The organism is Stutzerimonas stutzeri (assembly GCF_024448935.1).
Taxonomy (GTDB): Bacteria; Pseudomonadota; Gammaproteobacteria; order Pseudomonadales; family Pseudomonadaceae; genus Stutzerimonas; species Stutzerimonas stutzeri_AO.
This window is the reverse complement of the sequence record NZ_JAMOIE010000002.1, coordinates 95,389-118,342: the sequence shown is the minus strand read 5'-3', so window position 1 is coordinate 118,342 and position 22,954 is coordinate 95,389. Positions and strand designations below refer to the sequence as shown.

General features: G+C 61.7%; 25 protein-coding genes and 3 pseudogenes. 10 read left to right on the top strand and 18 right to left on the bottom strand.

Features of this window, described 5'->3' with window-relative positions; genetic code table 11:
* Positions 1-75 precede the first annotated feature (75 nt).
* Together NA637_RS01180 and NA637_RS01175 are read right to left on the bottom strand one after the other, a co-directional pair.
* Positions 76-195: pseudogene (locus NA637_RS01180) on the bottom strand (TrmH family RNA methyltransferase); the annotation flags it as partial.
* A 369-nt stretch (positions 196-564) separates the two neighbouring features.
* Positions 565-695: pseudogene (locus NA637_RS01175) on the bottom strand (GNAT family N-acetyltransferase); the annotation flags it as partial.
* A gap of 411 nt (positions 696-1,106) precedes the next feature.
* Between NA637_RS01175 and NA637_RS25460 the strand changes: the two are divergent.
* The 6 genes from NA637_RS25460 to NA637_RS01150 all read left to right on the top strand — a co-directional run bounded on the left by NA637_RS25460 (position 1,107) and on the right by NA637_RS01150 (position 5,706).
* The gene (locus NA637_RS25460) at positions 1,107-1,346 is read left to right on the top strand and encodes a hypothetical protein (RefSeq protein ID WP_336605487.1); all 240 of its coding nucleotides are present in this window, start codon (positions 1,107-1,109) and stop codon (positions 1,344-1,346) included.
* Positions 1,347-1,401: 55 nt separating this feature from the next.
* Complete coding sequence (locus tag NA637_RS25455; RefSeq protein ID WP_336605486.1) at positions 1,402-1,608, top strand: hypothetical protein; 207 nt, start codon at positions 1,402-1,404, stop codon at positions 1,606-1,608.
* A gap of 417 nt (positions 1,609-2,025) precedes the next feature.
* Positions 2,026-2,298, top strand: coding sequence for an SHOCT domain-containing protein (locus NA637_RS01165; RefSeq protein WP_256070570.1), 273 nt, complete (start codon positions 2,026-2,028; stop codon positions 2,296-2,298).
* A 90-nt stretch (positions 2,299-2,388) separates the two neighbouring features.
* A complete protein-coding gene (locus tag NA637_RS01160; RefSeq protein WP_256070569.1) occupies positions 2,389-4,806 on the top strand; it encodes a copper-transporting P-type ATPase in 2,418 nt (805 codons plus the stop codon).
* Positions 4,807-4,808: 2 nt separating this feature from the next.
* A complete protein-coding gene (locus tag NA637_RS01155; protein ID WP_423836692.1) occupies positions 4,809-5,054 on the top strand; it encodes a DUF2933 domain-containing protein in 246 nt (81 codons plus the stop codon).
* A complete protein-coding gene (locus NA637_RS01150) occupies positions 5,047-5,706 on the top strand; it encodes a methyltransferase family protein (RefSeq protein WP_256070567.1) in 660 nt (219 codons plus the stop codon). The genes NA637_RS01155 and NA637_RS01150 overlap by 8 nt, the downstream gene beginning before the upstream one ends.
* A gap of 464 nt (positions 5,707-6,170) precedes the next feature.
* On the opposite strand, the gene NA637_RS01145 is transcribed toward NA637_RS01150, so the two are convergent.
* From NA637_RS01145 to arcD, 6 genes are all read right to left on the bottom strand, one after another.
* Positions 6,171-6,629 carry an ATPase gene (locus NA637_RS01145; RefSeq protein WP_256070565.1) on the bottom strand — a complete coding sequence of 153 codons (459 nt, stop codon included), beginning with the start codon at positions 6,627-6,629 and terminating at the stop codon, positions 6,171-6,173.
* Between the two features lie 2 nt (positions 6,630-6,631).
* A complete protein-coding gene (locus tag NA637_RS01140; RefSeq protein WP_256070563.1) occupies positions 6,632-6,859 on the bottom strand; it encodes a hypothetical protein in 228 nt (75 codons plus the stop codon).
* Positions 6,860-7,260: 401 nt separating this feature from the next.
* Positions 7,261-8,190, bottom strand: a complete 930-nt coding sequence (arcC, locus tag NA637_RS01135; RefSeq protein WP_256070562.1) for a carbamate kinase — start codon at positions 8,188-8,190, stop codon at positions 7,261-7,263.
* A 28-nt stretch (positions 8,191-8,218) separates the two neighbouring features.
* Positions 8,219-9,229, bottom strand: a complete 1,011-nt coding sequence (locus tag NA637_RS01130) for an ornithine carbamoyltransferase (protein ID WP_256070561.1) — start codon at positions 9,227-9,229, stop codon at positions 8,219-8,221.
* A gap of 52 nt (positions 9,230-9,281) precedes the next feature.
* Positions 9,282-10,538 carry an arginine deiminase gene (arcA, locus tag NA637_RS01125; protein ID WP_256070559.1) on the bottom strand — a complete coding sequence of 419 codons (1,257 nt, stop codon included), beginning with the start codon at positions 10,536-10,538 and terminating at the stop codon, positions 9,282-9,284.
* A 105-nt stretch (positions 10,539-10,643) separates the two neighbouring features.
* Complete coding sequence (gene arcD / locus NA637_RS01120; protein ID WP_256070558.1) at positions 10,644-12,071, bottom strand: arginine-ornithine antiporter; 1,428 nt, start codon at positions 12,069-12,071, stop codon at positions 10,644-10,646.
* Between the two features lie 187 nt (positions 12,072-12,258).
* Here arcD and NA637_RS01115 point away from each other — a divergent pair, with 187 nt between their 5' ends.
* Positions 12,259-12,621 carry a DUF5064 family protein gene (locus NA637_RS01115; protein ID WP_256070557.1) on the top strand — a complete coding sequence of 121 codons (363 nt, stop codon included), beginning with the start codon at positions 12,259-12,261 and terminating at the stop codon, positions 12,619-12,621.
* A 6-nt stretch (positions 12,622-12,627) separates the two neighbouring features.
* On the opposite strand, the gene NA637_RS01110 is transcribed toward NA637_RS01115, so the two are convergent.
* From NA637_RS01110 to NA637_RS01065, 10 genes and pseudogenes are all read right to left on the bottom strand, one after another.
* Positions 12,628-12,951 carry a DUF3392 domain-containing protein gene (locus tag NA637_RS01110; RefSeq protein ID WP_256070556.1) on the bottom strand — a complete coding sequence of 108 codons (324 nt, stop codon included), beginning with the start codon at positions 12,949-12,951 and terminating at the stop codon, positions 12,628-12,630.
* 11 nt (positions 12,952-12,962) lie between these two features.
* Positions 12,963-14,099: a radical SAM family heme chaperone HemW gene (gene hemW / locus NA637_RS01105; RefSeq protein WP_256070580.1), complete on the bottom strand. Its 1,137-nt coding sequence runs from the start codon at positions 14,097-14,099 to the stop codon at positions 12,963-12,965.
* 89 nt (positions 14,100-14,188) lie between these two features.
* On the bottom strand, positions 14,189-14,785 hold the full coding sequence (gene rdgB / locus NA637_RS01100) for an RdgB/HAM1 family non-canonical purine NTP pyrophosphatase (RefSeq protein ID WP_256070555.1): 597 nt from the start codon (positions 14,783-14,785) through the stop codon (positions 14,189-14,191).
* Positions 14,782-15,204: a DUF4426 domain-containing protein gene (locus NA637_RS01095; protein WP_256070554.1), complete on the bottom strand. Its 423-nt coding sequence runs from the start codon at positions 15,202-15,204 to the stop codon at positions 14,782-14,784. The genes rdgB and NA637_RS01095 overlap by 4 nt, the downstream gene beginning before the upstream one ends.
* Complete coding sequence (gene metW / locus NA637_RS01090; protein WP_256070553.1) at positions 15,201-15,827, bottom strand: methionine biosynthesis protein MetW; 627 nt, start codon at positions 15,825-15,827, stop codon at positions 15,201-15,203. The genes NA637_RS01095 and metW overlap by 4 nt, the downstream gene beginning before the upstream one ends.
* A 9-nt stretch (positions 15,828-15,836) precedes the next feature.
* Positions 15,837-16,976, bottom strand: coding sequence for a homoserine O-succinyltransferase MetX (gene metX, locus NA637_RS01085; protein WP_256070551.1), 1,140 nt, complete (start codon positions 16,974-16,976; stop codon positions 15,837-15,839).
* Positions 16,977-17,057: 81 nt separating this feature from the next.
* Positions 17,058-17,240: pseudogene (locus tag NA637_RS01080) on the bottom strand (hypothetical protein); the annotation flags it as partial.
* Positions 17,241-17,515: 275 nt separating this feature from the next.
* Positions 17,516-18,106 carry a YggT family protein gene (locus NA637_RS01075; protein ID WP_256070550.1) on the bottom strand — a complete coding sequence of 197 codons (591 nt, stop codon included), beginning with the start codon at positions 18,104-18,106 and terminating at the stop codon, positions 17,516-17,518.
* A gap of 276 nt (positions 18,107-18,382) precedes the next feature.
* Complete coding sequence (gene proC, locus NA637_RS01070) at positions 18,383-19,210, bottom strand: pyrroline-5-carboxylate reductase (protein WP_256070548.1); 828 nt, start codon at positions 19,208-19,210, stop codon at positions 18,383-18,385.
* A gap of 13 nt (positions 19,211-19,223) precedes the next feature.
* Positions 19,224-19,937: a YggS family pyridoxal phosphate-dependent enzyme gene (locus tag NA637_RS01065; RefSeq protein WP_256070547.1), complete on the bottom strand. Its 714-nt coding sequence runs from the start codon at positions 19,935-19,937 to the stop codon at positions 19,224-19,226.
* A 66-nt stretch (positions 19,938-20,003) separates the two neighbouring features.
* Here NA637_RS01065 and NA637_RS01060 point away from each other — a divergent pair, with 66 nt between their 5' ends.
* From NA637_RS01060 to NA637_RS01050, 3 genes are all read left to right on the top strand, one after another.
* Positions 20,004-21,038: a type IV pilus twitching motility protein PilT gene (locus NA637_RS01060; protein ID WP_256070545.1), complete on the top strand. Its 1,035-nt coding sequence runs from the start codon at positions 20,004-20,006 to the stop codon at positions 21,036-21,038.
* Positions 21,039-21,239: 201 nt separating this feature from the next.
* Positions 21,240-22,385, top strand: coding sequence for a PilT/PilU family type 4a pilus ATPase (locus NA637_RS01055; protein ID WP_256070544.1), 1,146 nt, complete (start codon positions 21,240-21,242; stop codon positions 22,383-22,385).
* Between the two features lie 120 nt (positions 22,386-22,505).
* Positions 22,506-22,904, top strand: a complete 399-nt coding sequence (locus NA637_RS01050; protein ID WP_256070543.1) for an NINE protein — start codon at positions 22,506-22,508, stop codon at positions 22,902-22,904.
* Positions 22,905-22,954: the final 50 nt, after the last annotated feature.

Sequence of the window (22,954 nt, the reverse complement as noted above, 5' to 3'; positions counted from 1 at the left end):
ACCCTCCGAGCACCGTGTTCTGTTCCCGCTCAAGCATGACCTGCATGATTTTGTGCTTGAGCTTCCAGGCCGTGTGAAATCCTTGGCGCGGTCATGACGGGTGCCGGTGTAGAACACCGAAGCGGCGCCGTAGCAGCCAGCGGCGCGCATGGCGGCTGCTACCTTGGACGGCGATTTCGGGTTGCTCAGGCCGATGCAGGCCTATCGTTTGTTGCTCATGGGGAAGGGCTCGCGGCAAAACCGGCAGTATATGGCTCACTGCCTTTTGCCGGTCTGCCAGTGAAGGGGCTGCCTCGCCACGGCAGCGGCGATTCGAGGGCCTGATGGCCTGAGTCATGCCGGTGGCTGGAGCAGGGCCGATACAGGCATCCCCACGCCTGTACGGCTCGCATCGCGGGCCACTGTGCCTGTTCCGCTCGTGGGCAGGCGCCCAGTATGGGGGCCGCTCTACCGCGGGGGGCCGCCATGCACATTGCCATCCTCACCTTCGACGGCTTCAACCAACTCGATTCGCTGGTCGCCTTCGGCGCCACCATGTCCCGACCATCGCCCGACCGATGCCTACAGCCGATACAGCGGATTGCGCGGCGTGAGCGAGACCGGGCTGATGTCGCCGAGGTAGTCCACCACCATCTGCAGCACCTGGCTTTTCATCGACTCCGGTGGCGGGTGCCCAGGTGGGCGAGGGTGAACATCGAGGACAGCTCCGAGCTTGGCAAAGATGGCATTGTACCGACCGACGTGCACCGAGCCAGCTGGAAGCCTCGTGTCGGCTGTCCGAGCGGCACCTGCGGGCCGGCATGGCCCTGATTCGCAGCGCTCTGCGTCGTTCGATCCGGCTAGAGATTGCCGGAAGTACCGCAGGGCAGTAGTGTGGCGACCGGCCACTATTCCATGGCCGATTCATGCCCGGCATTCGAGCGCGGACATAGGAAAAGGCGGCGGATGCCCACCACACACAATGACTTGTAAATGAATTCTGCTTTCCTGGCTCCCCTCAAAACATCGCTGCTGGTTGTACTGGCGACGACCATGGTGGGGTGTGTCACCAACCGCTCCGTTGTCGATGTTTCCGTTCCGGTACTGACGCTACGACTGGGCAGCAGGTGGTCATCACGACGATCGACGAACGGACCTTCGAGTCCAAGCCGCGCAGCGCCGGCATCCCTTCGCTGAAAGGCGGCGAAATCAACGACACCTCGATCACCGAGCGCGCCTTTGCACGCAAGCGCAATGGATTTGGCAAGGCGCTGGGCGACGTGGTGCTGCCCTCAGGCCGCACGGACAGCCAACTGGTTGGCTCCGTCGTCGCAATGCCTACACGCAGTCCGGCTACCGGGTGGTGAAAGAGCAGGCGTCGGATGCCAGCCAAGTCACGGTACGCGTCAAGGAATTCTGGACGTGGTTCTCGCCAGGTTTCGCTTACGTGACCGTCAACAACAAAGCGAACCTGGTCTCGAGGCTAACGGTCAGTCGCCTGTGGCGATCGCCACGGACGTGAACGACGGTATGCAGTTCGTGACCGACAGCGACTGGGCCAAGGTGACCAGCCAGGGCTTGCAGGAAGTGACCGCTGCTATCGGAAAGAAACTCGAAGCGAGCAAGTAGCCTGACAGCAAGCCTACTGACGGCGCCCGCGCGCCTTGCGCCGGAGCCAATCCACAGCGTTCCTACCAGATTTGCCAGCGCGGGTGGGTGGGCAGCCTCGACTCGGGCACGCTCTTACGTTGATCGACCCGACCCGAAGGAATGTTCTGCAATCCCTCCCTCACGCTCCGTAACAAGGTCATCAGCCTGGCTTGGTTTGTCGCATGGAAACCCGTGAAGCCTTCTTTACGTGCTTCTTCCTGGCTACCTCGCTCGCCGTGCAAGGCGAGACCTGCCGGATGGGGCGAGGAGAATGTTGCGGTTATTGCAACAAGCGTTGTCCTCCCGATCTTAATCGTGGTCTGTGTGCGTTTTTCTGCTTGACCCTTGGGTTACGCGCAGGTTATAGCCCCTGATAACAGGGCAGGGTATTTCAACATGAAAGGAGATCCGACCATGTGGGGCGACATGATGGCGTATATGGGGAGTTACGGCTGGGGGCATATGCTCTTCGGCGGGCTCATGATGGTGTTGTTCTGGGGCGCTGTCATTGCCTTGGCCGTTCTCCTGGTGCGTGGCCTGACCCGAGGCCAGGGCGAGACTCCTCCTCAACGGCGGCCAACGGCCCTGGACCTTCTGCAAGAACGCTACGCCCGCGGCGAGATCGACCGCGAGGAATACGAGCAACGCAGGCGCGATCTGCGGCATTGACGACGCTGCATAGGCGCCATGGCGTCCCTCGCTTACGGAAAGGAAGACCCTGAGATACCCCCAGCCAACGAAGGTGACGGAGACGACTTCATGACCCAGCAGCACATCAAGCGGCGTGAGCACTCGCATCACGGCAAACAGAAGGAAAGCACGGATGCCGGCTCCATGAACGCCAGCGATCAAGGCGCTGCCCAGTACACCTGCCCGATGCACCCGGAGGTCGTCTCCGATCAGCCGGGGGATTGTCCCAAATGCGGGATGCACCTCGTCCCGGCGGGCAGTGATTCGCCGGTAACCGACGGTCACGGTCATGGACATCATGTCGGCCAAGGCATGGCCAAGCCTGTTCGCGGCGACAAGTATGACAAGGTACCCGACGGCTACGCCGGGGCCGTGTATACCTGTCCGATGCACCCCGAGGTACGCCAGCCCGATCCTGGCGCCTGTCCGCTGTGCGGCATGGGGCTGGAACTCGAGTCCTCCGTGGTCGGCGAGGAGGGCCCCAACCCCGAGCTGGTCGACTTCACGAGACGCTTTCGAATCGCCGCCGTTCTCACGGTGCCGCTGCTGGTGCTGACGATGGGCCCCATGCTGGGGCTCACGGGAATTCGCGAGTTCTTCGGCGAGCGGGCCACGCAGTGGATCGAACTGGTACTCAGCACGCCGGTGGTCCTGTGGTCGGGATGGCCGTTTCTGGTGCGTGGCTACCAGTCCTTCCGAACCCGCAATCTCAACATGTTCAGCCTGATCGGCATGGGGGTGGGGGCAGCTTATCTTTTCAGTATTGTGGCAGTGCTGGCGCCAGGGATTTTTCCGGCAGGCTTTCGCGACGCGAACGGCAACGTCGGCGTCTATTTCGAAGCCGCGGCGGTGATCGTCACGCTGATCCTGCTGGGCCAGGTGATGGAACTGCGGGCGCGGGAAGGCACCGGCAAGGCCATTCGCGCGCTGCTCGACATGGCCGCCAAGACCGCCCGGGTGATCCGGCCCGACGGCAACGAAGAGGAGGTGCCGCTGGAAGACGTGCAGGTGGGCGACCACCTGCGGGTGCGGCCCGGTGACAAGGTGCCGGTGGACGGCGTGGTCGTCGAGGGCCGCTCCTCGATCGACGAGTCGATGATCTCGGGCGAGCCGGTACCGGTGGAAAAGGTTGCAGGCGACAAGGTCACGGGAGCCACGATCAACGGCACCGGCAGCCTGATCATGGAGGCGACCCGAGTGGGTGCCGATACCATGCTCAGCCAGATCGTCGAGATGGTGGCCAATGCCCAGCGCTCGCGCGCGCCGATTCAGAAATTCGCCGACAGGGTCGCGGGCAAGTTCGTCCCCGCGGTGATCGGCGTGGCGGCCATTGCCTTCGTCGCCTGGGCGATCTGGGGGCCGCCACCGGCCTTGGCCTATGCACTGGTCTCGGCGGTGGCGGTGCTGATCATCGCCTGCCCCTGCGCCCTAGGCCTGGCCACGCCGATGTCGATCATGACGGCCACCGGGCGCGGCGCCCAACTGGGCGTACTGATCAAGAATGCCGAGGCGCTGGAGCGCTTCGCCAAGGTCGATACGCTGATGGTCGACAAGACCGGCACGCTGACCGAAGGCAAGCCGAAGCTGGTGGCGGTACTGCCGGAGGCGGGGCATGACGAGGCCGAGGTGCTGCGCCTGGCGGCCAGCCTCGAGAAAGGCTCCGAGCATCCGCTGGCCGAGGCCATCGTCACCGGCGCCGAGGAGCGCGGCGTATCCCTCGCCGATGCCACCGATTTCGAGGCGGTGACCGGCATGGGCGTCAAGGGGGTCGTGGACGGCCAGTCGGTGGCCCTCGGCAACGCCAAGCTCATGGCCGAACTGGGCCTCGATGGCGGGCGGATTTCCGAGGCCGCCAACGCCCGCCGCGATGAGGGCGAAACGGTGATGTTTGTGGTGCTCGACGGGCAGATCGCCGGCCTGGTCAGCGTCGCCGACCCGGTAAAGGACACCACCCCCGAGGCCCTGAAGGCGCTGCACACGCTGGGCTTTCGCATCATCATGGCCACCGGCGACAACGAGCGCACCGCCCGTGCCGTGGCCGGCCGGCTGGGCATCGATGAGATCCGCGCCGACGTGCTGCCCGAAGACAAGGCGCGCATCATCCGTGAACTGCAGGCAGAAGGCCGCAAGGTGGCCATGGCCGGCGACGGGGTGAACGACGCCCCCGCCCTGGCCCAGGCCGATGTGGGTATCGCCATGGGCACCGGCGCCGACGTGGCCATCGAAAGTGCCGGTTTCACCTTGGTCAAGGGCAATCTCGATGGCATCGTCCGCGCCCGCAAGCTGTCGCTGGCCACCATGCGCAATATCAAACAGAACCTGTTCTTCGCCCTGGTCTATAACGGGGCGGGGGTACCGATCGCCGCCGGGCTCCTGTTCCCGTTCTTCGGGATTCTGATTTCACCGATGTTTGCCGCCTTCGCGATGAGCGCCTCGTCGATATCGGTTGTTGCGAACGCGCTGCGCCTGCGGCGGATAAGGATCTGATCATGAATGACGAAAACGGATGGCTGGACCGACGACCCAGCAAGGGCACCTTCTGGCTCATGGTAGCGCTCGCCCTGGCGATGATGGGCTTCCTGCTCTGGGAGGAGCACAAGGTGCACCTGCTGGGTGCCCTGCCCTGGTTGTTCTTGCTCGCCTGCCCGCTGATGCATGTGTTCATGCACGGCGGACATGGAGGGCACGGCAGCCATGGCGGGCATGATGACCGCAAGGAAGGGCGCGATGAGTGATGAGGTACCCGCCTATGGCCTGTGGGGCCTGGTCATTCTCAACTCGGCGATCTTCATCTTCTTCGCCTTCAGCTTCTTCAAGCCGCAGACGCGCCGCGACTGGCGCTCGCTCGGGGCTTTCAGCGCCTTCCTGGTGGCGCTGTTCACGGAGATGTACGGCTTCCCGCTGACCCTCTACTTCCTCTCCGGCTGGCTGCAGTCTCGCTTCCCCGAAGTGGACTGGTTCAGCCACGATGCGGGGCACCTGCTGGAGATGCTGTTCGGCTGGCAGGCCAGCCCGCACTTCGGGCCCTTCCATCTGCTGAGCACGGTGTTCATCGCCGCGGGGTTCTGGCTCATCGCCGCCGGTTGGCGGGTGCTCTATGCCGCCCAGCAGCGGGGAGAGCTGGCAACGACCGGACCCTATGCCCGTGTCCGGCATCCGCAGTACGCCGGTTTCGTGCTGGTGATGGTCGGTTTCCTGCTGCAGTGGCCCACCCTGCTGACCCTGGCCATGTTCCCGGTCCTGGTGTGGATGTACTCAAGATTGGCGATCCATGAAGAACGCGAGGTCGCGCGTCAGTTCGGTGACGAGTGGCAGGCCTACGCAGCCCGTACGCCACGCTTTATTCCGCGCCTGCGCGCCGCGGGTTCCCAAGGCCGGTCCATGTGACGTTCTGGCGTGCTGCATGGGCATTTCGGCCCGCCCATCGATAGCCGCAGAGGGAGTGAAACATGTCAACAGAAGCCCTTCCCGTCGGCCACGCCGTAAACCGGCCGGCAGGCGGAGCGGCGCCCGAACCGGTTTACAGCCAATACTGATAGAGCAACCCGTCAAGGGAGAGCGTTGGATGAAGATCAACACCTGATCGAGTGGATCCGGCAGCTGCATGCCCGTCTGGCCGAGCGCTTCAGGCACTGTGCCACCCAGCATAAGTGGCTGCTGGAGTATCTCGCCGATCGCGAGGCGATCCTGGAAAGGCCGGCTCCAGATGTCGAGTGCCCAGGGAACGATGGAAAACCATCAAGCGCAACTGACCGATCATGCCATCGCCATCGAGAAGGTCAACGGGCCGCTGGCCTTCGACAATGTCATCTCGGAGACAAGCCCGGGACGTTGCCTCCGGACCCGCGCCGTTACATGTCCTGCATGCGTCCGACATCACGCGCCATGCGCATGGCCTCGTGTTCTTCCAGGCTGAGCAAATTTTCAAGCAGTTCTCGTGAAGAAGTCACTTCCGCGCGTGAGAGGAGGTAGCGATAAAGCCCCATGACCTTTTCATGAAAGGCCAGCACTTTGGCCATGACCAGGTCAGTGTCCATATCGCGAAAATCCTCATTGCACTGTTCGTGGGGTTCGATCGGGTATTTTTTGAAATACTCGTAGCACCAGGTATGCAGGGCGGAGGGGGACGCGTCCTGTTTACTCAGTGTCAGGGCGCGGCTGAGTTCCCGTTCATGCAGGGCGAGGTAATCGAGCAACATTCTGACCCTTTCCTGGCGGGAGGCCTGCGAGCAGTGAGCCAGGCAGTCGGCGATACTGGTATGGGCGGCCTTTGTCCAGTCGAGGACGTCACCCAGAGTTTCCACCTGCATTGTCAACTCCTTGCGATTGCAAAAAAAAACGGATAGGGCTGACCGGTCGTCAGCCCCGTTTTCCAGAGTGCGGCAATCTGGTGCCCTTGCTGTTCGCCCGGCTTGCCCTCCATGTTCTGATTTCCATGCTTACCCGTCATGCCATTACCCCCGTGCTGACTCTCCATCATCTGTTGCATCATTTCCATGTGCTTTTGCATTTTTTGCATGTGTTCCTGCATCTGATCCATGCGCTCTTCCTGACTGCCAGTATTTGACATCTGGTCCATATGTTGCTGGGGAAATGTAGCGCTTGTTGCTTTCGCGCCTGACAGTCGTTCAGATCCAGAAACTGCTTGGCCTCGCGAAACAGAAACTCAATCTGAAAACGCGCCTTGTCGTACATCACCAAGGTCATGGCCTCCAGCGACGTATCCGTCGAAAATAACAAGGCTGTTTTCGCTTTGCCGCCAACGCGCTTTACCAGATACACCACCCGTAAATCGCGTTTGAAATGCGCGCTGTTCACGGTAGCGGTATACACCTGTGTCGCCTCGTTAAGCGAGGTGGCGGATGCGTACGGGATACACGTTGCTTCCGAGCAAGGTTTGCAGCGCCCGGGCGAGGCGTGCGCAACTTGCCGAGTCGCCGCTCAGCGATATGCGATCTCCGCTGTCGACAGGCTGACGCGGCTTCCGGCGCGGCCCTGTACGATCGCTTCGATGTCGGCCAGTGAGCCGATCACCGCAGTTTGGCCGGTGTTGCGGGCAAACTCACACGCTGCCTGAACCTTCGGCCCCATCGAGCCTGCGGCAAAGCCCAACAGTTCCAGCTGGTCGGGATGGGCTTCGTTGATGCGGCGCTGCTGCGGCGTGCCCCAGTCCAGGTAGACCCCGTCGACATCCGTGGCGATCACCAGTAGGTCGGCTTCGAGCTGCTCGGCCAGTAGCGCCGAGCAGAGGTCCTTGTCGATCACTGCCTCGACGCCTTGCAGGTGCCCGTTCTGGTCGTACACCGTAGGAATGCCACCGCCGCCGGCGCAAATAACCACGCTGCCTTTTTCCAGCAGCCAGCGGATCGGCCTGATCTCGAAAATCCGCTTCGGTCGCGGGCTCGGAACAACCCGGCGGAAACGTTCGCCATCGGCAGCGATGTGCCAGCCTTTTTCACTTGCCAGTCGTTCGGCCTCTTTGCGGCTGTACACTGGGCCGATCGGCTTGCTCGGGTTGGTGAACGCCGGGTCGGCAGCATCCACCTCCACTTGCGTGAGCAGGGTGGCGAAGGGCACCTCGAAGGGCAGCAGATTGCCTAGCTCCTGCTCGATAATGTAGCCGATCATGCCTTCGGTTTCGGCACCGAGTACATCCAGCGGGTAAACGGGTACGTCCGTATAGGCAGCTCCCTGCAGGGCCAGCAGCCCAACCTGTGGGCCGTTGCCATGGGCGATCACCAGCTCATTGCCGGGCGAGATGCGGGCAATCTGGCTGCAAGCGGTTCTGACATTCTCTCGCTGGTTGTCGGCGCTCAGTGGTTCGCCTCTGCGAAGCAGGGCGTTGCCACCCAGTGCAATCACGATGCGCATGCGGTGCCCTCCTGGTACGTCGGGTGACTTAGACGTCGGCAAGCGTCGAGACGAGAATGGCCTTGATGGTATGCATGCGGTTCTCCGCTTGCTCGAAGGCGATGCAGGCTGGCGACTCAAACACCTCCTCGGTGACCTCGATGCCATTGGCAAGGTGGGGATATTTCGCGGCGATCTCCTTGCCGATCTTGGTCTCGCTGTTGTGGAAAGCCGGCAGGCAATGCATGAATTTGGCTCGCGGGTTGCCGGTGGCCTGCATGAGCGCCGTATTCACCTGGTAGGGGAGCAGCTGCTCGATACGTTCGGCCCAGGCCTCGACAGGCTCTCCCATCGACACCCACACATCGGTGTGGACGAAGTCGACATTTTGTACGGCTGCGGTAGGCTCCTCGGTGAGCATCAGCTGAGCGCCACTCTGTTCGGCAAATTCATGGCAGGCCTTGACGTGTGCTTCGCTAGGCCACAGCGATCTCGGCGCAGCGATGCGCACGTCCATGCCCAGCTTCGCACCGATCAGCAGCAGCGATTTGCCCATGTTGTTACGCGCATCGCCCAGATACGCATAGCTGATCTGGTGTAGCGGCTTGTCGCTGTGCTCACGCATGGTCAGCACGTCGGCGATCATCTGGGTCGGGTGGTATTCGTCGGTCAGCCCGTTGTAGACCGGCACCCCGGCGTAACGGGCCAGCTCTTCGACCACTTCCTGCTTGAAGCCGCGGTACTCGATGGCGTCATACATGCGTCCGAGCACGCGTGCGGTGTCCTTCATGCTCTCCTTGTGGCCGATTTGCGAAGAGTTCGGGTCGATGTAGGTGACATTGGCGCCCTGGTCGTAGGCGGCCACTTCGAAGGCGCAACGGGTGCGGGTGGAGGTCTTTTCGAAGATCAGGGCGATGTTCTTGCCCTTCAGGTGCTGGCGCTCGGTGCCGGTGTACTTGGCACGCTTGAGGTCACGGGACAGGTCGAGCAGGTAGCGCAGTTCGCGTTCGCTGTGATGCATCAGACTGAGCAGGCTGCGGTTGTGGATATTGAAGGCCATGGTGGAATTCCTCGTGTTGCGGGGCTTGCCGGGCCCAGGCCCGGCGCCGTGATCAATAGTCGATGGCGTCGCGAACGATCGGGCAGGTCATGCAGTGGCCACCGCCGCGGCCTCGGCCCAGCTCGCTGGCGCTGATGGTGATCACCTCGACACCGGCCTTGCGCAACAAGGTATTGGTGAAGGTGTTGCGGTCGTAGCCGATCACTACACCGGGTTCGAGGGCCACCACGTTGTTGCCATCGTCCCATTGCTCGCGTTCGACCTCGTAACTGTCACCGCCGGTCGCGACCACTCGAAGCGCCGGCAGGCCGAGGGCTTCGGCTACCACCTCGAGGAAACCGGCCGCTTCGCGGCGCAGGTCGATGCCGCCTGGTTTGCTCTCGTCTGGTCGCAGGCTGAACGCGACGATGCCCTGAACGACATCTGGATAGATCGTCACCAGGTCGCGATCGCAGAAGCTGAACACGGTATCCAGGTGCATCGCCGAGCGCGAACGCGGCAGGCCGGCGATGATCACGCGCTCGGCCGCACCCTGGCGGAACAGCGACTGGGCCAGCTGGCCGATGGCTTGTCGCGAGGAGCGCTCGCCCATTCCGATCAGCACCACGCCATTACCAATCGGCATCACGTCGCCACCTTCGAGTGTCGCCAGGCCGTGCTCGAGTTCGGGGTCGCCGTACCAGACCTTGAAGTCCTGCCCGGCGAACTGTGGGTGGAAGCGGTAGATTGCCGTGGTCAGCAGGGTTTCCTGGCGCCGTGCCGTCCAGTGCATCGGGTTGAGCGACACACCACCGTAGATCCAGCAACTCGTGTCTCGGGTAAAAATGGTATTGGGCAATGGAGGCAGGATGAAGCTGGAGTGGCCGAGGAAATCACGGAACAGGCTGACAATCTCGCCGCTGTGAGTGCCGGGCAGGTCACTGCCTGATACGCCGCCGATCAAGTACTCCGCGAGTTGCCGCGGCTGTTGTTCCTCGAGCCAGCTGCGCACTTCGTTCATTAGGCCGGTACCGACCTGATTGGCGGTGACTTTGCGGTCGAGGATCCACTTCAGCGCGGCCGGGTCACTCACCGTCTCGCTCAGCAGATTATGCATTTCGAGGACCTCGACGCCCCGCTCGCGCATCTTGGTGACGAAATCGAAATGGTCGCGCTTGGCCTGGCTGACCCATAGCACATCGTCGAACAGTAGCTCGTCGCAATTGGTCGGGGTCAGCCGCTGGTGGGCCAGGCCTGGAGAGCAGACCATCACCTTGCGCAGTTTTCCTGCCTCGGAATGGACGCCCAGTTTCGGTGGTTGCGCGATCATCGCAGTGCTCCTTGAAGTCTTCGCACCGGTGGGTGCTCAGTGACTCGTCATCGCTCGTGGCGTTCGACGAAGGACCGGGGCGCGGCAGGCGCCCCGCGTGGGGTATCAGAGAGAGAGGAAACCGTCGTACAGGCCGTACGCAGCGATCACCGCCCCAATCAGCACCAGCGCGAAGATCACCTTTTCCAGCGGCGTGAATACCGGCTGGCCGCGCTCGTGCTTGGCCTTGGCGAAGAACAGCACACCGGGCGCATAGAGCAGCGCCGACAGAAGGACGTATTGGACACCACCGGCATACACCAGCCACAGGGCGTAGAGCGTGGCGATCCCGGCTATCAGCAGGTCTTTGCGGCGTTCGCCTCGGGCATTCTCGTAGCCTTCGCCCCGCAGACCGAGCAGCAAAGCGTAGGCCGCCGACCAGAAATACGGAACCAGGATCATCGACGTGGCCAGATACAACAGGCTCAGGTAAGTCGAGGCGCTGAACAGCGTGATGATCAGAAACAGCTGGATCAGTCCATTGGACAGCCACAGCGCGTTGCTGGGAACGTGGTTAACGTTTTCCTTGCGCAGGAAGCTGGGCATGGTGTTGTCGCGCGCACCGGCGAAGAGGATCTCGGCGCACAGCAGGGTCCAGGAGAGCAATGCGCCGGCCAGCGAGACGACCAGGCCGACGCTGATCAGCATCGCTCCCCAGGGTCCAACCACCTGCTCCAGTACGCCGGCCATCGAGGGGTTCTTGAGGCCAGCCAGTTCGGCCTGGCTCATGATGCCCATTGACAGCACGTTTACCAGGACCAGCAGTGCGAGCACACCGAGGAAGCCGATCAGGGTCGCCTTGCCAACATCGCTGCGCCTAGCGGCGCGCGCCGAATAGACGCTGGCGCCCTCAATGCCGATGAACACCCACACGGTGACCAGCATCATGTTGCGCACCTGCTGCATCACGCTGCCGAGTTCCAGATTGCCCTGCCCCCAGAAGTCGCGGGTGAACACGTCCAGCCTGAAGGCGACGGCAGCGATGACGATGAACATCAGCAGCGGAACCACCTTCGCGACGGTCGTGATCAGGTTGATGAATGCCGCTTGCTGGATCCCCCGCAGCACCAGGAAATGGACGCCCCAAAGCACCACTGAGGCGCCGAGCACGGCCGGCAGCGTGTTGCCTTCGCCGAACAGCGGGAAGAAATAGCCGAGGGTGCTGAAAAGCAGAACGAAGTAGCTGACGTTGCCGATCCAGGCGCTGATCCAGTAGCCCCAGGCGGATGAGAAGCCCATGTAGTCGCCGAACCCGGCCTTGGCGTAAGCGTAGACGCCGGCGTCGAGTTCGGGCTTGCGGTTGGCCAGTGTCTGGAATACGAAGGCCAGGGTCAGCATCCCGACCGCGGTGATCGCCCAACCGATCAGGATCGCGCCGGCGCTGGCACTGGCTGCCATATTCTGCGGCAGCGAAAAAATACCGCCGCCGATCATCGAGCCCACCACCAGCGCTATCAGTGCACCGAGTTTCAATTGTTTCGGGGTCGTCGCCATGTTCCTGTTTCCTTTCGGGGTCAGCACTGGCGACATTGGGCGCCCAGGCGTGCGACAGGGTAATGACTGGCGTCAACAAAGGTCAGAACAAGAGTGTCAGCATGGCATCGAACTGTTAGCGTGCCGTGGCGGTCACGTCAGGTAGAGCGCCTGGCAGGCACTGCCAGATTCACTGAGGAGAAAGTCCATGTTCAGACCCGGTCATGCGGAAGTCAGCCGACCCGCTTCAAAAGGCTTTCCCGGCTACCATCTGGTTCTCGACTATCACGTCGAAGGGCCCGAACAGCAACCGGAATGGGCGTGCTTTCATTTGCATGGCGAAGTCGATCGGATGACGATCGACGATCAGTTCTCAATGCATCGCGACTTGGCGGTCAACTTCCTGCAGCGCATTAGACAATGCCTGCAAAAACACGGTGTGCTCTTGCACCATGATGTGCTGTTCGGTTTCCACGGCATCTACGACCCTCTGTTTGAGGACCTTCGCCGCCGACTGCACGGCATGCCTGGGGAGCCGGTGGATCTCGAGCGTTTTCTGCGCGACGCCTGAACGGGCCTAGCTGCGGTCGGCGACTACGCCGATGATGAACAGCACGAGCAGAAGGACCGGCGCCAGGGTGTAGTTGTTGAACTGCGCCAACCCCGTGGCCAGCCAGGGGCTGAGATAGATGATGCCAAGGCCGTAGACCAGTGCGCAGAAGACCACGAACGCCAGGGTGCGAAGGACGAAATTGAGCCCGCCGATGTTCTTCTGCACCCAGGCGTTCAATGCCGGGCCGAACAGGACAAACAGGGTCGCCATGATCGCCAGGGAAATATCGAACAGGTGGTGGCGGCTCCACCGGGACAGGGTGGCGATGAGGTCGAGTACGAGATCCATGCAGGGGGTCCTTAAGGCAGGAAGCGTTGCAGCAGGTCATTGAGAAAAAGCTGGCCTTTGGCGGTCGCAACCAGCCGCTGCGGGTCGGGTTCAAGCAAGCCGCGCGCCTCAGCGTCCCGTCGTCCGTCGGCCAGCAAGTCCAGCGAGAGCCCGGTGCGCTGAGTGAATAACGATGATGGGGCGCCGTCGGTGAGGCGCAGCACGTTCATCAGGAACTCGAAGGGCAATTCGTCCCGCGCGAGTCGCTTGTCGCCCGCGCGGAAGCGTTTCGCCGGGTCGAGATAGTCTTTCGGCAGGCGGGTCTTCCAGTGCCGGCGGATCTCGCCATTCGGTGCGGTCCACTTGCCATGGGCACCCGCGCCCAGCCCAAGGAAGTCGCCGAAGGTCCAGTAATTGAGGTTGTGCCGCGCCTGCCTGCCGGGTTGAGCATAAGCCGAGGTCTCGTACTGGCCATAGCCATGGGCGGCGAGTAGCGCCTGTCCGGCTTCCTGGATGTCCCACAGGGTCTCGTCTTCCGGCAGCCGGGGTGGTTTGCTCCAGAATTCGGTGTTCGGCTCGACCGTGAGCTGATACCACGACAGGTGCGTCGGTTGCTGGGCAATGGCGATGCGCAGATCACTCAGCGCGTCTTCCAGGCTCTGCCCAGGCAGACCATGCATCAGGTCGAGGTTGAAATTATCGAAGCCCGCCGCGCGCGCCATATCGGCGGCGCGGATCGCTTCGTCACCATTGTGGATGCGGCCAAGGGCCTTCAGCTTGGCGGACTGGAAGCTTTGCACGCCAATCGACAAGCGGTTGATGCCGAGGCGGCGGTAGTCGCGGAATTTCGCCTGTTCGAACGTGCCCGGGTTGGCTTCCAGGGTGATCTCGATGTCATCGGTAAAGCCGACCCGCTGCTCCAGCCCGTCGAGAACCCGGCCCAGTGCTTCGGCGGAAAACAGGCTCGGGGTACCGCCACCGAAGAAGATCGACGAGAGTCTGCGGCCCTGGACCTGTCCCAGGTCGCATTCGAGATCGGCCAACAACGCGCCAACATAGGCGTCTTCCGGCAGCTCCGGCCCGGCGGCGTGGGAATTGAAATCACAATAGGGACATTTGCGCACGCACCAGGGAATATGAATATATGCGGTCAGCGGCGGGAGTTCGATGCCTCGAACTCGTTCATCGCTGGAGGCTGGAGGCTGGACGAGGGTGCCGCTTGTTCGTCCAGCCTCCAGCCTTGGGCCTTCAGCAGCTTTCAACGGATCCCCAGCCGCGCTGTCAACAGCGCCATGGCGCGGGCGCGGTGGCTGAGCTGGTTCTTGTCCTCCGGTGCCAGCTCAGCGCTGGAGCAGTCACGTTCCGGCACCCAGAACAGAGGGTCGTAACCGAAGCCATGCTCCCCCCGAGCGCTGTGCAGAATGCGGCCCTGCCACAATCCTTCGCAGAGAATCGGCAGCGGATCGTCGGCATGCCGCAGCAATGCCAGCGCGCAGACGAACTGAGCGCCACGCTCGGCGTCCGGCACGTCCTTCAGGGCGTCGAGCAGTTTGGCATTGTTCGCCGTGTCGCCCTGGCCGCCTGCGTAGCGCGCCGAGTAGATGCCCGGCGCGCCACCCAGGTGATCAACCGCCAGCCCCGAGTCGTCGGCCAGCGCAGGCAAGCCGGATATGCGCGCTGCATTGCGTGCCTTGAGGATGGCGTTTTCGACAAAGGAAGGCCCGGTTTCTTCCGGTTCGATGTCGCTGAATTCGCCAATGGAACGTACGCGTACGGCGTCGCCCAGCATGGCCTGCAGTTCCTTCAGCTTGCCGGCGTTGTGGCTGGCCAGCACCAGTTCTTTGAAGAGCATCATTCGTCCGGGAAGAATTCTTGGCTGAAGTCGAAAACGATCGCCGGGGCGCCGGCAGGCTGCACATTCAGGTTGAAGCGCAGGGTTTCTCGCGAGCCGAAGGGGAACTGTGCCAGGTAGTAGATGGCCTGGTCGCCTTCTTTTAGTTGCTTGAAGGTCAACGGGTAATCCTGACCGAGCAGGTTCTTCACCGTTCCACTGACCTGGGCTGCAGTCGGTTTGCCGGACTTGAGCACCGATAGGTTGACCACGCCTTGAGTCTTGCTGCGCACGAGGCCGGCAGCGGCGGCGATATCCGGCTGCAGGAAGCCGGAATTGAAGGCGATGTAGTGCACGTCGTATTCGCCGACGCTGTGTTTGCGCTCAGCCACGGCGGGTAGCGCAAAGAGCAGGGCGAGCAGGCCTATCAAGCGAGATTTCATGGATTACCTCCAGCAATGAGCGATCGGCGGACGGCTCCGGTGACACGATAGATACCAATTTCACCAATCAGATTAGGCCACAAGCGGCTCGCCACACCGTGCTTGTGATGGCGGTCCACGGCTAGGCGCTCGAGCACCCGGGCGCCAAGTTGGTGGGACAACCGCTCGAAATCCTCGAACGTGCAGAAGTGAATGTTGGGCGTGTTGTACCAGGTGTAAGGCAAGAAATCCGACACCGGCATGCGGCCTTTGCTGGCCAGGTACCAACGGCAGCGCCAGTGACCGAAATTGGGAAAGGTGATGATGCACTCGCGTCCGACCCGCAGCATCTCCTCGAGCAGCTTGTCCGGGTAGTGGACCGCTTGCAGTGCCTGGGTCATGACCACCATGTCGAAACTGTCACTGGCGAAGTTGCCGAGGCCCTTGTCCAGATCCTGCTCGATGACATTGACACCTTGTTCGACGCAGGCGGCAATGTTGTCCGGATCGATTTCCAGACCATAGCCGCTGACCTGTTTGTTGTCCCGCAGCCAGGCCAGCAAGTCACCGTTACCGCAGCCCAGGTCTAGCACGCGGCTTCCCGCCGGTATCCAGTCTTGGATGATTTCCAGGTCGGCGCGCATAGAGGTTCCTTATACGGCGATGCGGTTCATGTAACCGCGAAAGGCCTGCAGATACCGAGGGATCGGAATCAGGAAGGCGTCGTGGCCTTGAGGGGCGTCGATTTCCAGATAACAGACGTTCTTGCGCGCCGCCATCAGCGCGTCGACGATTTCATGCGAGCGCTCCGGGGAGAAGCGCCAGTCGGTTGTGAACGATATTACGCAGAAGTCCGCTTTCGCCGGGGACAGGGCCTTGGCCAGATCATCGTCGTGCGTCGCCGCCGGGTCGAAATAATCCAGCGCCTTGGTCATCAGCAGGTAGGTATTGGCATCGAAGCGGCTGGAGAACTCTTCGCCCTGGTAGCGAAGATAGCTTTCGACCTGGAATTCGACGCTGTTGAAATCGTAATTCAGCTTTTCGCTCTTGAGCCCACGGCCGAACTTGGTACCCATGGCGTCGTTGGACAGGTAGGTGATGTGCCCGACCATCCGCGCCAGCATCAGGCCCCGCTTGGGGATTACACCCTTCTCTTGAAAATGCCCGCCGTGGAATTCCGGGTCCGACAAGATGGCCTGGCGCGCCACCTCGTTGAACGCAATGTTCTGGGCTGACAGCTTGGGTGCCGAGGCGATCGCCACGCAATGGCGGACGCGCTCCGGGTAGCTCATGGTCCATTGCATGGCCTGCATGCCACCGAGGCTGCCGCCCACCACTGCGGCCCACTGCTCGATGCCCAGCCTGTCGGCCAGGCGTGCCTGGCTGTTGACCCAGTCTTCCACGGTGACGACCGGGAAATCCGCGCCATAAGGCTTGCCCGTTGCCGGGTTGATGCTGCTGGGGCCGGTCGAGCCATTGCAGCCGCCGAGGTTGTTCAGGCTGACCACAAAGAAGCGGTTCGTATCGATGGCTTTGCCCGGACCGATGCAGCTATCCCACCAGCCGGGCTTGCGGTCTTCGGCGTCGTGGAAGCCGGCCGCATGATGATGGCCTGAAAGTGCGTGGCAGATGAGCACGGCATTGCTGCACGAGGCGTTCAGCTCGCCGTAGGTTTCGTAGATCAGTTGGTAATCGTTCAGCGTGCGGCCGCAGGCGAGTGCCAGCGGCTCGGCGAAATGCGCGACCTTCGGACTCACCAGACCAACGGAATCGGCTGGAATAGCTGTGGGCATCGACCCTGGCTCGTACTGGAAGAAGGCGGCAAAGTCTAAAGGTTAGCGCGCCGCAATTCATCCTCAATCGCAACGCCGGTGTCAGCCGAGGCTGGCGCTGGTGAGACTGACGACTTTGCCCTGGCGGCGGATCGGCGCGGGTTTTCGCAGCAGGCGCAGCATTTCGCCGGCCTGGGCCAGTTGTTGTTCCAGTTCGAGGCTGTAACGCGTCAGCAGGCGGCCGCGCTGGCTGCTTTGCTGACTGTCCTGCGCCAAGCGCTTGAGTGGAACTCACGGCCATGTTCTTCAGGGTGATCGCGGCGTTGAGGTCGCGGTTGTGGACGCTGGTCGCAGCCTGTGGAGAGGCGGGCTCTGGCTCCGCTCGCAAGACCGGAGTGAAACCGGCCTCGATGAAGCAGGAAGTCAGCTTTGAAGCTGTTTAGGCAGGTTTGAGTAGGTCTGACGGAACGGCGATTATCCCTGCCGCCGGGTGCGGGTCAATCGAGCCTTTTGTGAACCACCGCCCAAAAGGCTGCACGAGGCTATGGGCGGTTTCGGTCTTAGATGAGCGAACGCAGGATGTTGGGCATGTGCGTCATCATCGCCAGGTTGTTGATGACCAGCATGTCGATCAATTTGATTGCCAGAAACGCAAAAATCGGCGAGATATCCAGCCCCCCCAGGTTCGGCAGCAGGCGGCGGAACGGTGCCAGCGCCGGTTCGCAAATCTGGCTGATCAATTGGGCGCCGGGGTTGTGGCTGCCAGGTGCGACCCAGGACAGGATCACGCTGATGATCAGCGCATAGAAAAAGATGTTGATGAACAGCCCGGTCACGCCGATGACGGCCCAGACCAGAAGCTGCAGCGGATTGCCGATGGTGCCGAAGGCGATCACCAGGATAGCGGCCATTAACAGGACCTGGACGATGATCGCCAATACCAGCGAGGACAGGTCGAGTCCGCCGATGCTGGGGATTACGCGGCGCAATGGCTTGAGCAGCGGATGCGTGGCGCGGACGATGAACTGGCTGAGCGGGTTGTAGAAGTCTGCCCGGACCAGTTGCAGGATGAAGCGCAGCAAGACGATCAGCAGGTACAGGCTGCCGAGCGTTTGAACGATCAGGATCAGGGCTTGCGAGAGTTGCGACATGAAGGCTCCTTAGGGTCTGTTGATGTTTCGTCGCGAGCCGCGTTGCTGCGTCAAATGACGCCAGGCAAGGCGCGGGACGCAGGTAATGGTTGTTCCCTTGACAAGTCCCGCAACGCCGCCTGGCGTCATTTGCCGCGCAACCCGAAGGGCCGGGCCTGTTTTTGCGCGGTGCGGCGTTATTCGTCGTTCATTTGGAATGACCAAACTTCTCTCCTCATGCCTTGCTCCGCGCAAAAACAAGCTCCGGCGCGGCCGCGAACGAAACGTCAACAGACCCTAACTGCCCAATTGTTCAGCGAGTTCGGCCGAGCGTCGTGCGGCTGCAGCCATCGCTTGCTCGACCAGGCTTTCGAAACCGCCCGCCTGGAAGGCTTTGATCGCCGCTTCGGTGGTTCCGTTCGGCGAGGTGACGCGACGTCGCAGTTCAGCGGCGCCGACATCGCTTTCGCAGGCCATTCGCGCGGCGCCCAAGGCGGTGTGCATGGTCAGTTGTGCCGCGGTGTCACGTGGCAAGCCCATTCGCTCACCCGCGGCGGTCATGGCTTCGATCATCAGGAAGAAATACGCCGGGCCACTGCCCGACACAGCGGTCACCGCATCAATCAGCGATTCCGTGTCCAGCCAGAGCGCCAGCCCAACCGCTGAAAGCAGTTGTTCGGCCTGCTGTTTTTGCGGGTCGGTCACGTGGTCGTTGGCGAACAGCCCGCTCACACCCTGGCGCAGCAAGGACGGGGTATTAGGCATGCAGCGCACGATCGCGCGCGGGGTCTGTTCGCCTAACCACGCCTGCAGACTGGCGCAATCGATACCCGCTGCGATCGATACAACCAACTGATTCGCTTGCAGGCTGGCGGCCAGATCACGGCAGACTGCTTGCATCACCTGCGGCTTAACTGCCAGTACGACTACGTCTGCGCCCGCAATGGCCTGGGCGTTGTCGGCAAAAGCGTCGATGCCATGGGCTGCTTCGAGTTGGCTGCGTTTATCGGCGCCGGGATCACTGGCACAGATCGCGGAGGCGGCAATGCCCTGGGCGCGTAGACCGCCGATTAGGCTCGCGGCCATGTTGCCGCCGCCGATGAAGGCGATACGGGGAGTGCTCAAAGTACGGTTCCTTTTATTCATGCGGTGGGACGTCTGCAGCTGCTTTCGAAGGATAAGCACGGGCACCGAACAGGGCCGTGCCGATCCGGACCCAGGTTGCCCCTTCGGCGATGGCAGCTTCGAGGTCCTGGCTCATGCCCATGGAAAGAGTGTCCAGGTTCAACTGAAGTTCGGTTTGCAGCTGGCGCAGGCGGGCGAAGGCAGCGCGCTGCTTGGCTGGGTCATCGGTCGGTTCGGGGATCGCCATCAGGCCACGTAGCCGCAGACGGGGCAATGCGGAGATGGCGTGAGCCAGTTCGTGAACATCTTGCGGCTCGCAGCCGGACTTGCTGGCTTCACCGCTGACGTTGACCTGCAGGCAGAGGTTCAACGGCGCCAGGTGCCCGGGACGCTGGTCCGAAAGACGCTGGGCGATTTTCAGGCGGTCCAGCGAGTGCACCCAGTCGAAATGTTCGGCGATCAGCTTGGTCTTGTTCGACTGGATGGGGCCTATGAAATGCCAGACCAATGGCAGGTCGGCGAGTTCGGCCTGTTTCTCCAGCGCTTCCTGCAGGTAGTTTTCACCGAAATCGCGCAGGCCTGCTGCGCTGGCCGCACGGATGGCTTCGGCCGGCTGGGTCTTGCTCACCACAAGCAGGCGCACTCCGTCGGGATCACGCCCTGCAGCTTGCGCCGCCTCACGGATGCGCATTCCGACCTTTGCAATATTCGTCGCTATCGTGGACATTACCTGCGCCTGCCACCTTGGGGTCTGGGCGGCATTCTACCTGCTTGCTTGTAATTGGGGAGTCCCATGGATATCACAGAGCTGCTGGCCTTCAGTGCCAAGCAGGGTGCCTCGGATTTGCACCTGTCTTCCGGCTTGCCGCCGATGATCCGCGTTGATGGCGACGTGCGCCGGATCAACCTGCCGGCCATGGACCACAAGCAGGTACACGCGCTGATCTACGACATCATGAATGACAAGCAGCGCAAGGATTTCGAAGAGTTCCTCGAGACCGACTTCTCGTTCGAAGTACCGGGCGTGGCGCGCTTCCGGGTCAACGCCTTCAACCAGAATCGCGGTGCCGGCGCCGTATTCCGGACCATTCCGTCCAAGGTGCTGACCATGGAAGACCTCGGCATGGGCGAAGTCTTCCGCAAGATCACCGACGTACCGCGCGGGCTGGTGCTGGTCACCGGGCCGACCGGTTCGGGCAAGTCGACCACCCTGGCGGCGATGCTGGACTACCTGAACAGCACCAAGTACCACCACATCCTCACCATCGAGGACCCGATCGAATTCGTTCATGAATCGAAGAAGTGTCTGGTCAGCCAGCGTGAAGTGCATCGTGACACGCTCGGCTTCTCCGAAGCGCTGCGTTCGGCGCTGCGTGAAGACCCGGACATCATTCTGGTGGGCGAGATGCGCGACCTGGAGACCATCCGCCTGGCGCTGACCGCTGCGGAAACCGGCCACCTGGTGTTTGGCACCCTGCACACCACATCGGCGGCCAAGACCATCGACCGGGTCGTAGACGTGTTCCCGGCTGAAGAGAAGGCGATGGTCCGCTCGATGCTGTCCGAATCTCTGCAGGCGGTGATTTCCCAGACCCTGCTGAAAAAGGTCGGCGGTGGTCGGGTGGCGGCGCACGAGATCATGATCGGCACCCCGGCGATCCGCAACCTGATCCGCGAGGACAAGGTGGCGCAGATGTACTCGTCCATCCAGACGGGTGGCTCATTGGGTATGCAGACGCTGGACTCGTGCCTGAAAGGGTTGTTGGCCAAGGGGATCATCTCGCGTGACAGTGCCAAGGAAAAAGCCAAACAGCCGGAAAATTTCTGAGAACCTGCCCAAGGCCTGCTGCGCGTCGGTCCTGCTGCGTTAAAAACAGGCTCAGAATGAGGCTCAGAATGCTCATCTAGGCCACTAAACTGCGCTTCTTCGCCTGTTTTTTGCCTTGCATGCCTCTGGCTCGCGAGGCCTTGAACAGGCTCTAACACTGGGCGGCGCCTGAGACGGCTACGCCGGACTACGAGAACGACGATGGAATTCGAGAAACTGTTGCGCCTGATGGTGGAAAAAGGCGGTTCCGACCTGTTCATTACCGCTGGTGTGCCGCCGTCGATGAAGGTCAACGGCAAGATCCTGCCAGTCAACAAGACGCCGATGTCACCGGAAATGACCCGCGAAACGGTTCACGCGGTGATGAACGAGCAGCAGCGTCGCGAGTTCACCGAGAACCATGAATGCAACTTCGCCATCAGTGCGCGCGGCATTGGTCGTTTTCGGGTCAGCGCCTTCTATCAGCGCAACCTCGCGGGCATGGTCTTGCGCCGTATCGAGACCAACATACCGACGCTGGAAGACCTGAAACTGCCGGAAGTGCTGAAAAAGCTGGCAATGACCAAGCGCGGGCTGGTGCTGTTCGTCGGTGCGACCGGTACTGGTAAGTCCACATCCCTGGCCGCGATGATCGGTTACCGCAACAAGAACTCCAGCGGGCATATCATCTCGATCGAAGACCCGATCGAGTTCATTCACCAGCATCAGAGCTGCATCGTCACCCAGCGTGAAGTCGGGATCGATACGGACTCCTTCGATGTAGCGTTGAAAAACACCCTGCGCCAGGCGCCGGATGTGATCCTGATCGGTGAAGTGCGGACACGGGAAACCATGGATTACGCCGTCGCATTCGCCGAAACCGGCCACCTGTGTCTGGCGACCCTGCACGCCAACAACGCTAACCAGGCGCTGGACCGAATCATCAACTTCTTCCCGGCTGATCGGCAGCACCAGGTCTGGATGGATCTGTCGCTGAACCTCAAGGCCATCGTCGCTCAGCAGCTGATCCCGACGCCCGATGGCAAAGGCCGTCGCGCGGTGATCGAAGTGCTGATCAATACCCCCCTGGCAGCTGATCTGATCCGTAAAGGCGAGGTTCACGAGCTCAAGTCGCTGATGAAACGCTCCACCGACCTTGGCATGCAGACCTTCGACCAGGCGCTGTACAACCTCTACGTGCAAGGCGAAATCACTTACGAAGACGCCCTGGCGTATGCCGACTCGTCCAACGATCTGCGGCTGATGATCAAGCTGGGTTCGGAAACCGACGGCGAGCATTTGACCAGCGTGTCGCAGGGGCTGAGTCTGGAGATCAGCGAGGAAGACCCGGGCCTGCGCTTCCGTTAGAGACGTTCGATAAAAGCGCTGAAGGCTCGAGGCTGGACGATAGAGAGCCGAACCGACGCTTTTACGTCCAGCCTCCAGCGCTGTTTTCGGCTCTTCGAGCCTTCTATTGGGAGATCACCCATGCAACGACAGAACACCCATAGCAAGGTCATCGGCTATCTCCTGTGGATTTTCGGATTTCTAGGATCGCACCGCTTCTACTACGGCAAGCCGATCACCGGCACCATCTGGTTCTTCACCCTCGGGCTGTTTTTCGTCGGCTGGATCATCGACCTGTTTCTGATCCCGTCGATGGACCGTGAAGCGGACATGCGCTTCCAGCCGGGACCCATTGATTACACGGTCGGCTGGATATTGCTGACATTCCTGGGTGTATTCGGCGTGCACCGGATGTATCAGGGCAAGTGGATCACGGGGATCCTTTACCTGTTCACCGGCGGCTTGTTTTTCGTCGGTGTGCTTTACGACTTCTGGACGCTGAATTCGCAGATATCCGAGCGCAATCTGGCGCGGAGCTGAAGGAGTAGGGCAGGGAACGCTTTAAACACCCGGCAGGCATGGACGTATCG

Excerpts from the sequence above, each read along its gene's own strand:
- arcA (WP_256070559.1), bottom strand. The coding sequence starts at position 10,538 with ATGATCGCGCAACCACCGAAACTGGGCGTCCATTCCGAGGCAGGAAAA.
- NA637_RS01160 (WP_256070569.1), top strand. The coding sequence starts at position 2,389 with ATGACCCAGCAGCACATCAAGCGGCGTGAGCACTCGCATCACGGCAAA.
- metX (WP_256070551.1), bottom strand. The coding sequence starts at position 16,976 with ATGCCCACAGCTATTCCAGCCGATTCCGTTGGTCTGGTGAGTCCGAAG.
- metW (WP_256070553.1), bottom strand. The coding sequence starts at position 15,827 with ATGCGCGCCGACCTGGAAATCATCCAAGACTGGATACCGGCGGGAAGC.
- NA637_RS01060 (WP_256070545.1), top strand. The coding sequence starts at position 20,004 with ATGGATATCACAGAGCTGCTGGCCTTCAGTGCCAAGCAGGGTGCCTCG.
- NA637_RS01130 (WP_256070561.1), bottom strand. The coding sequence starts at position 9,229 with ATGGCCTTCAATATCCACAACCGCAGCCTGCTCAGTCTGATGCATCAC.
- NA637_RS01055 (WP_256070544.1), top strand. The coding sequence starts at position 21,240 with ATGGAATTCGAGAAACTGTTGCGCCTGATGGTGGAAAAAGGCGGTTCC.
- arcC (WP_256070562.1), bottom strand. The coding sequence starts at position 8,190 with ATGCGCATCGTGATTGCACTGGGTGGCAACGCCCTGCTTCGCAGAGGC.
- NA637_RS01110 (WP_256070556.1), bottom strand. The coding sequence starts at position 12,951 with ATGGATCTCGTACTCGACCTCATCGCCACCCTGTCCCGGTGGAGCCGC.
- NA637_RS01050 (WP_256070543.1), top strand. The coding sequence starts at position 22,506 with ATGCAACGACAGAACACCCATAGCAAGGTCATCGGCTATCTCCTGTGG.
- NA637_RS01065 (WP_256070547.1), bottom strand. The coding sequence starts at position 19,937 with ATGTCCACGATAGCGACGAATATTGCAAAGGTCGGAATGCGCATCCGT.
- NA637_RS01115 (WP_256070557.1), top strand. The coding sequence starts at position 12,259 with ATGTTCAGACCCGGTCATGCGGAAGTCAGCCGACCCGCTTCAAAAGGC.
- NA637_RS01075 (WP_256070550.1), bottom strand. The coding sequence starts at position 18,106 with ATGTCGCAACTCTCGCAAGCCCTGATCCTGATCGTTCAAACGCTCGGC.
- NA637_RS01165 (WP_256070570.1), top strand. The coding sequence starts at position 2,026 with ATGAAAGGAGATCCGACCATGTGGGGCGACATGATGGCGTATATGGGG.
- NA637_RS01140 (WP_256070563.1), bottom strand. The coding sequence starts at position 6,859 with ATGGATCAGATGCAGGAACACATGCAAAAAATGCAAAAGCACATGGAA.
- NA637_RS01150 (WP_256070567.1), top strand. The coding sequence starts at position 5,047 with ATGAGTGATGAGGTACCCGCCTATGGCCTGTGGGGCCTGGTCATTCTC.
- rdgB (WP_256070555.1), bottom strand. The coding sequence starts at position 14,785 with ATGATGCTCTTCAAAGAACTGGTGCTGGCCAGCCACAACGCCGGCAAG.
- arcD (WP_256070558.1), bottom strand. The coding sequence starts at position 12,071 with ATGGCGACGACCCCGAAACAATTGAAACTCGGTGCACTGATAGCGCTG.
- NA637_RS01155 (WP_423836692.1), top strand. The coding sequence starts at position 4,809 with ATGAATGACGAAAACGGATGGCTGGACCGACGACCCAGCAAGGGCACC.
- NA637_RS01095 (WP_256070554.1), bottom strand. The coding sequence starts at position 15,204 with ATGAAATCTCGCTTGATAGGCCTGCTCGCCCTGCTCTTTGCGCTACCC.
- NA637_RS01145 (WP_256070565.1), bottom strand. The coding sequence starts at position 6,629 with ATGCAGGTGGAAACTCTGGGTGACGTCCTCGACTGGACAAAGGCCGCC.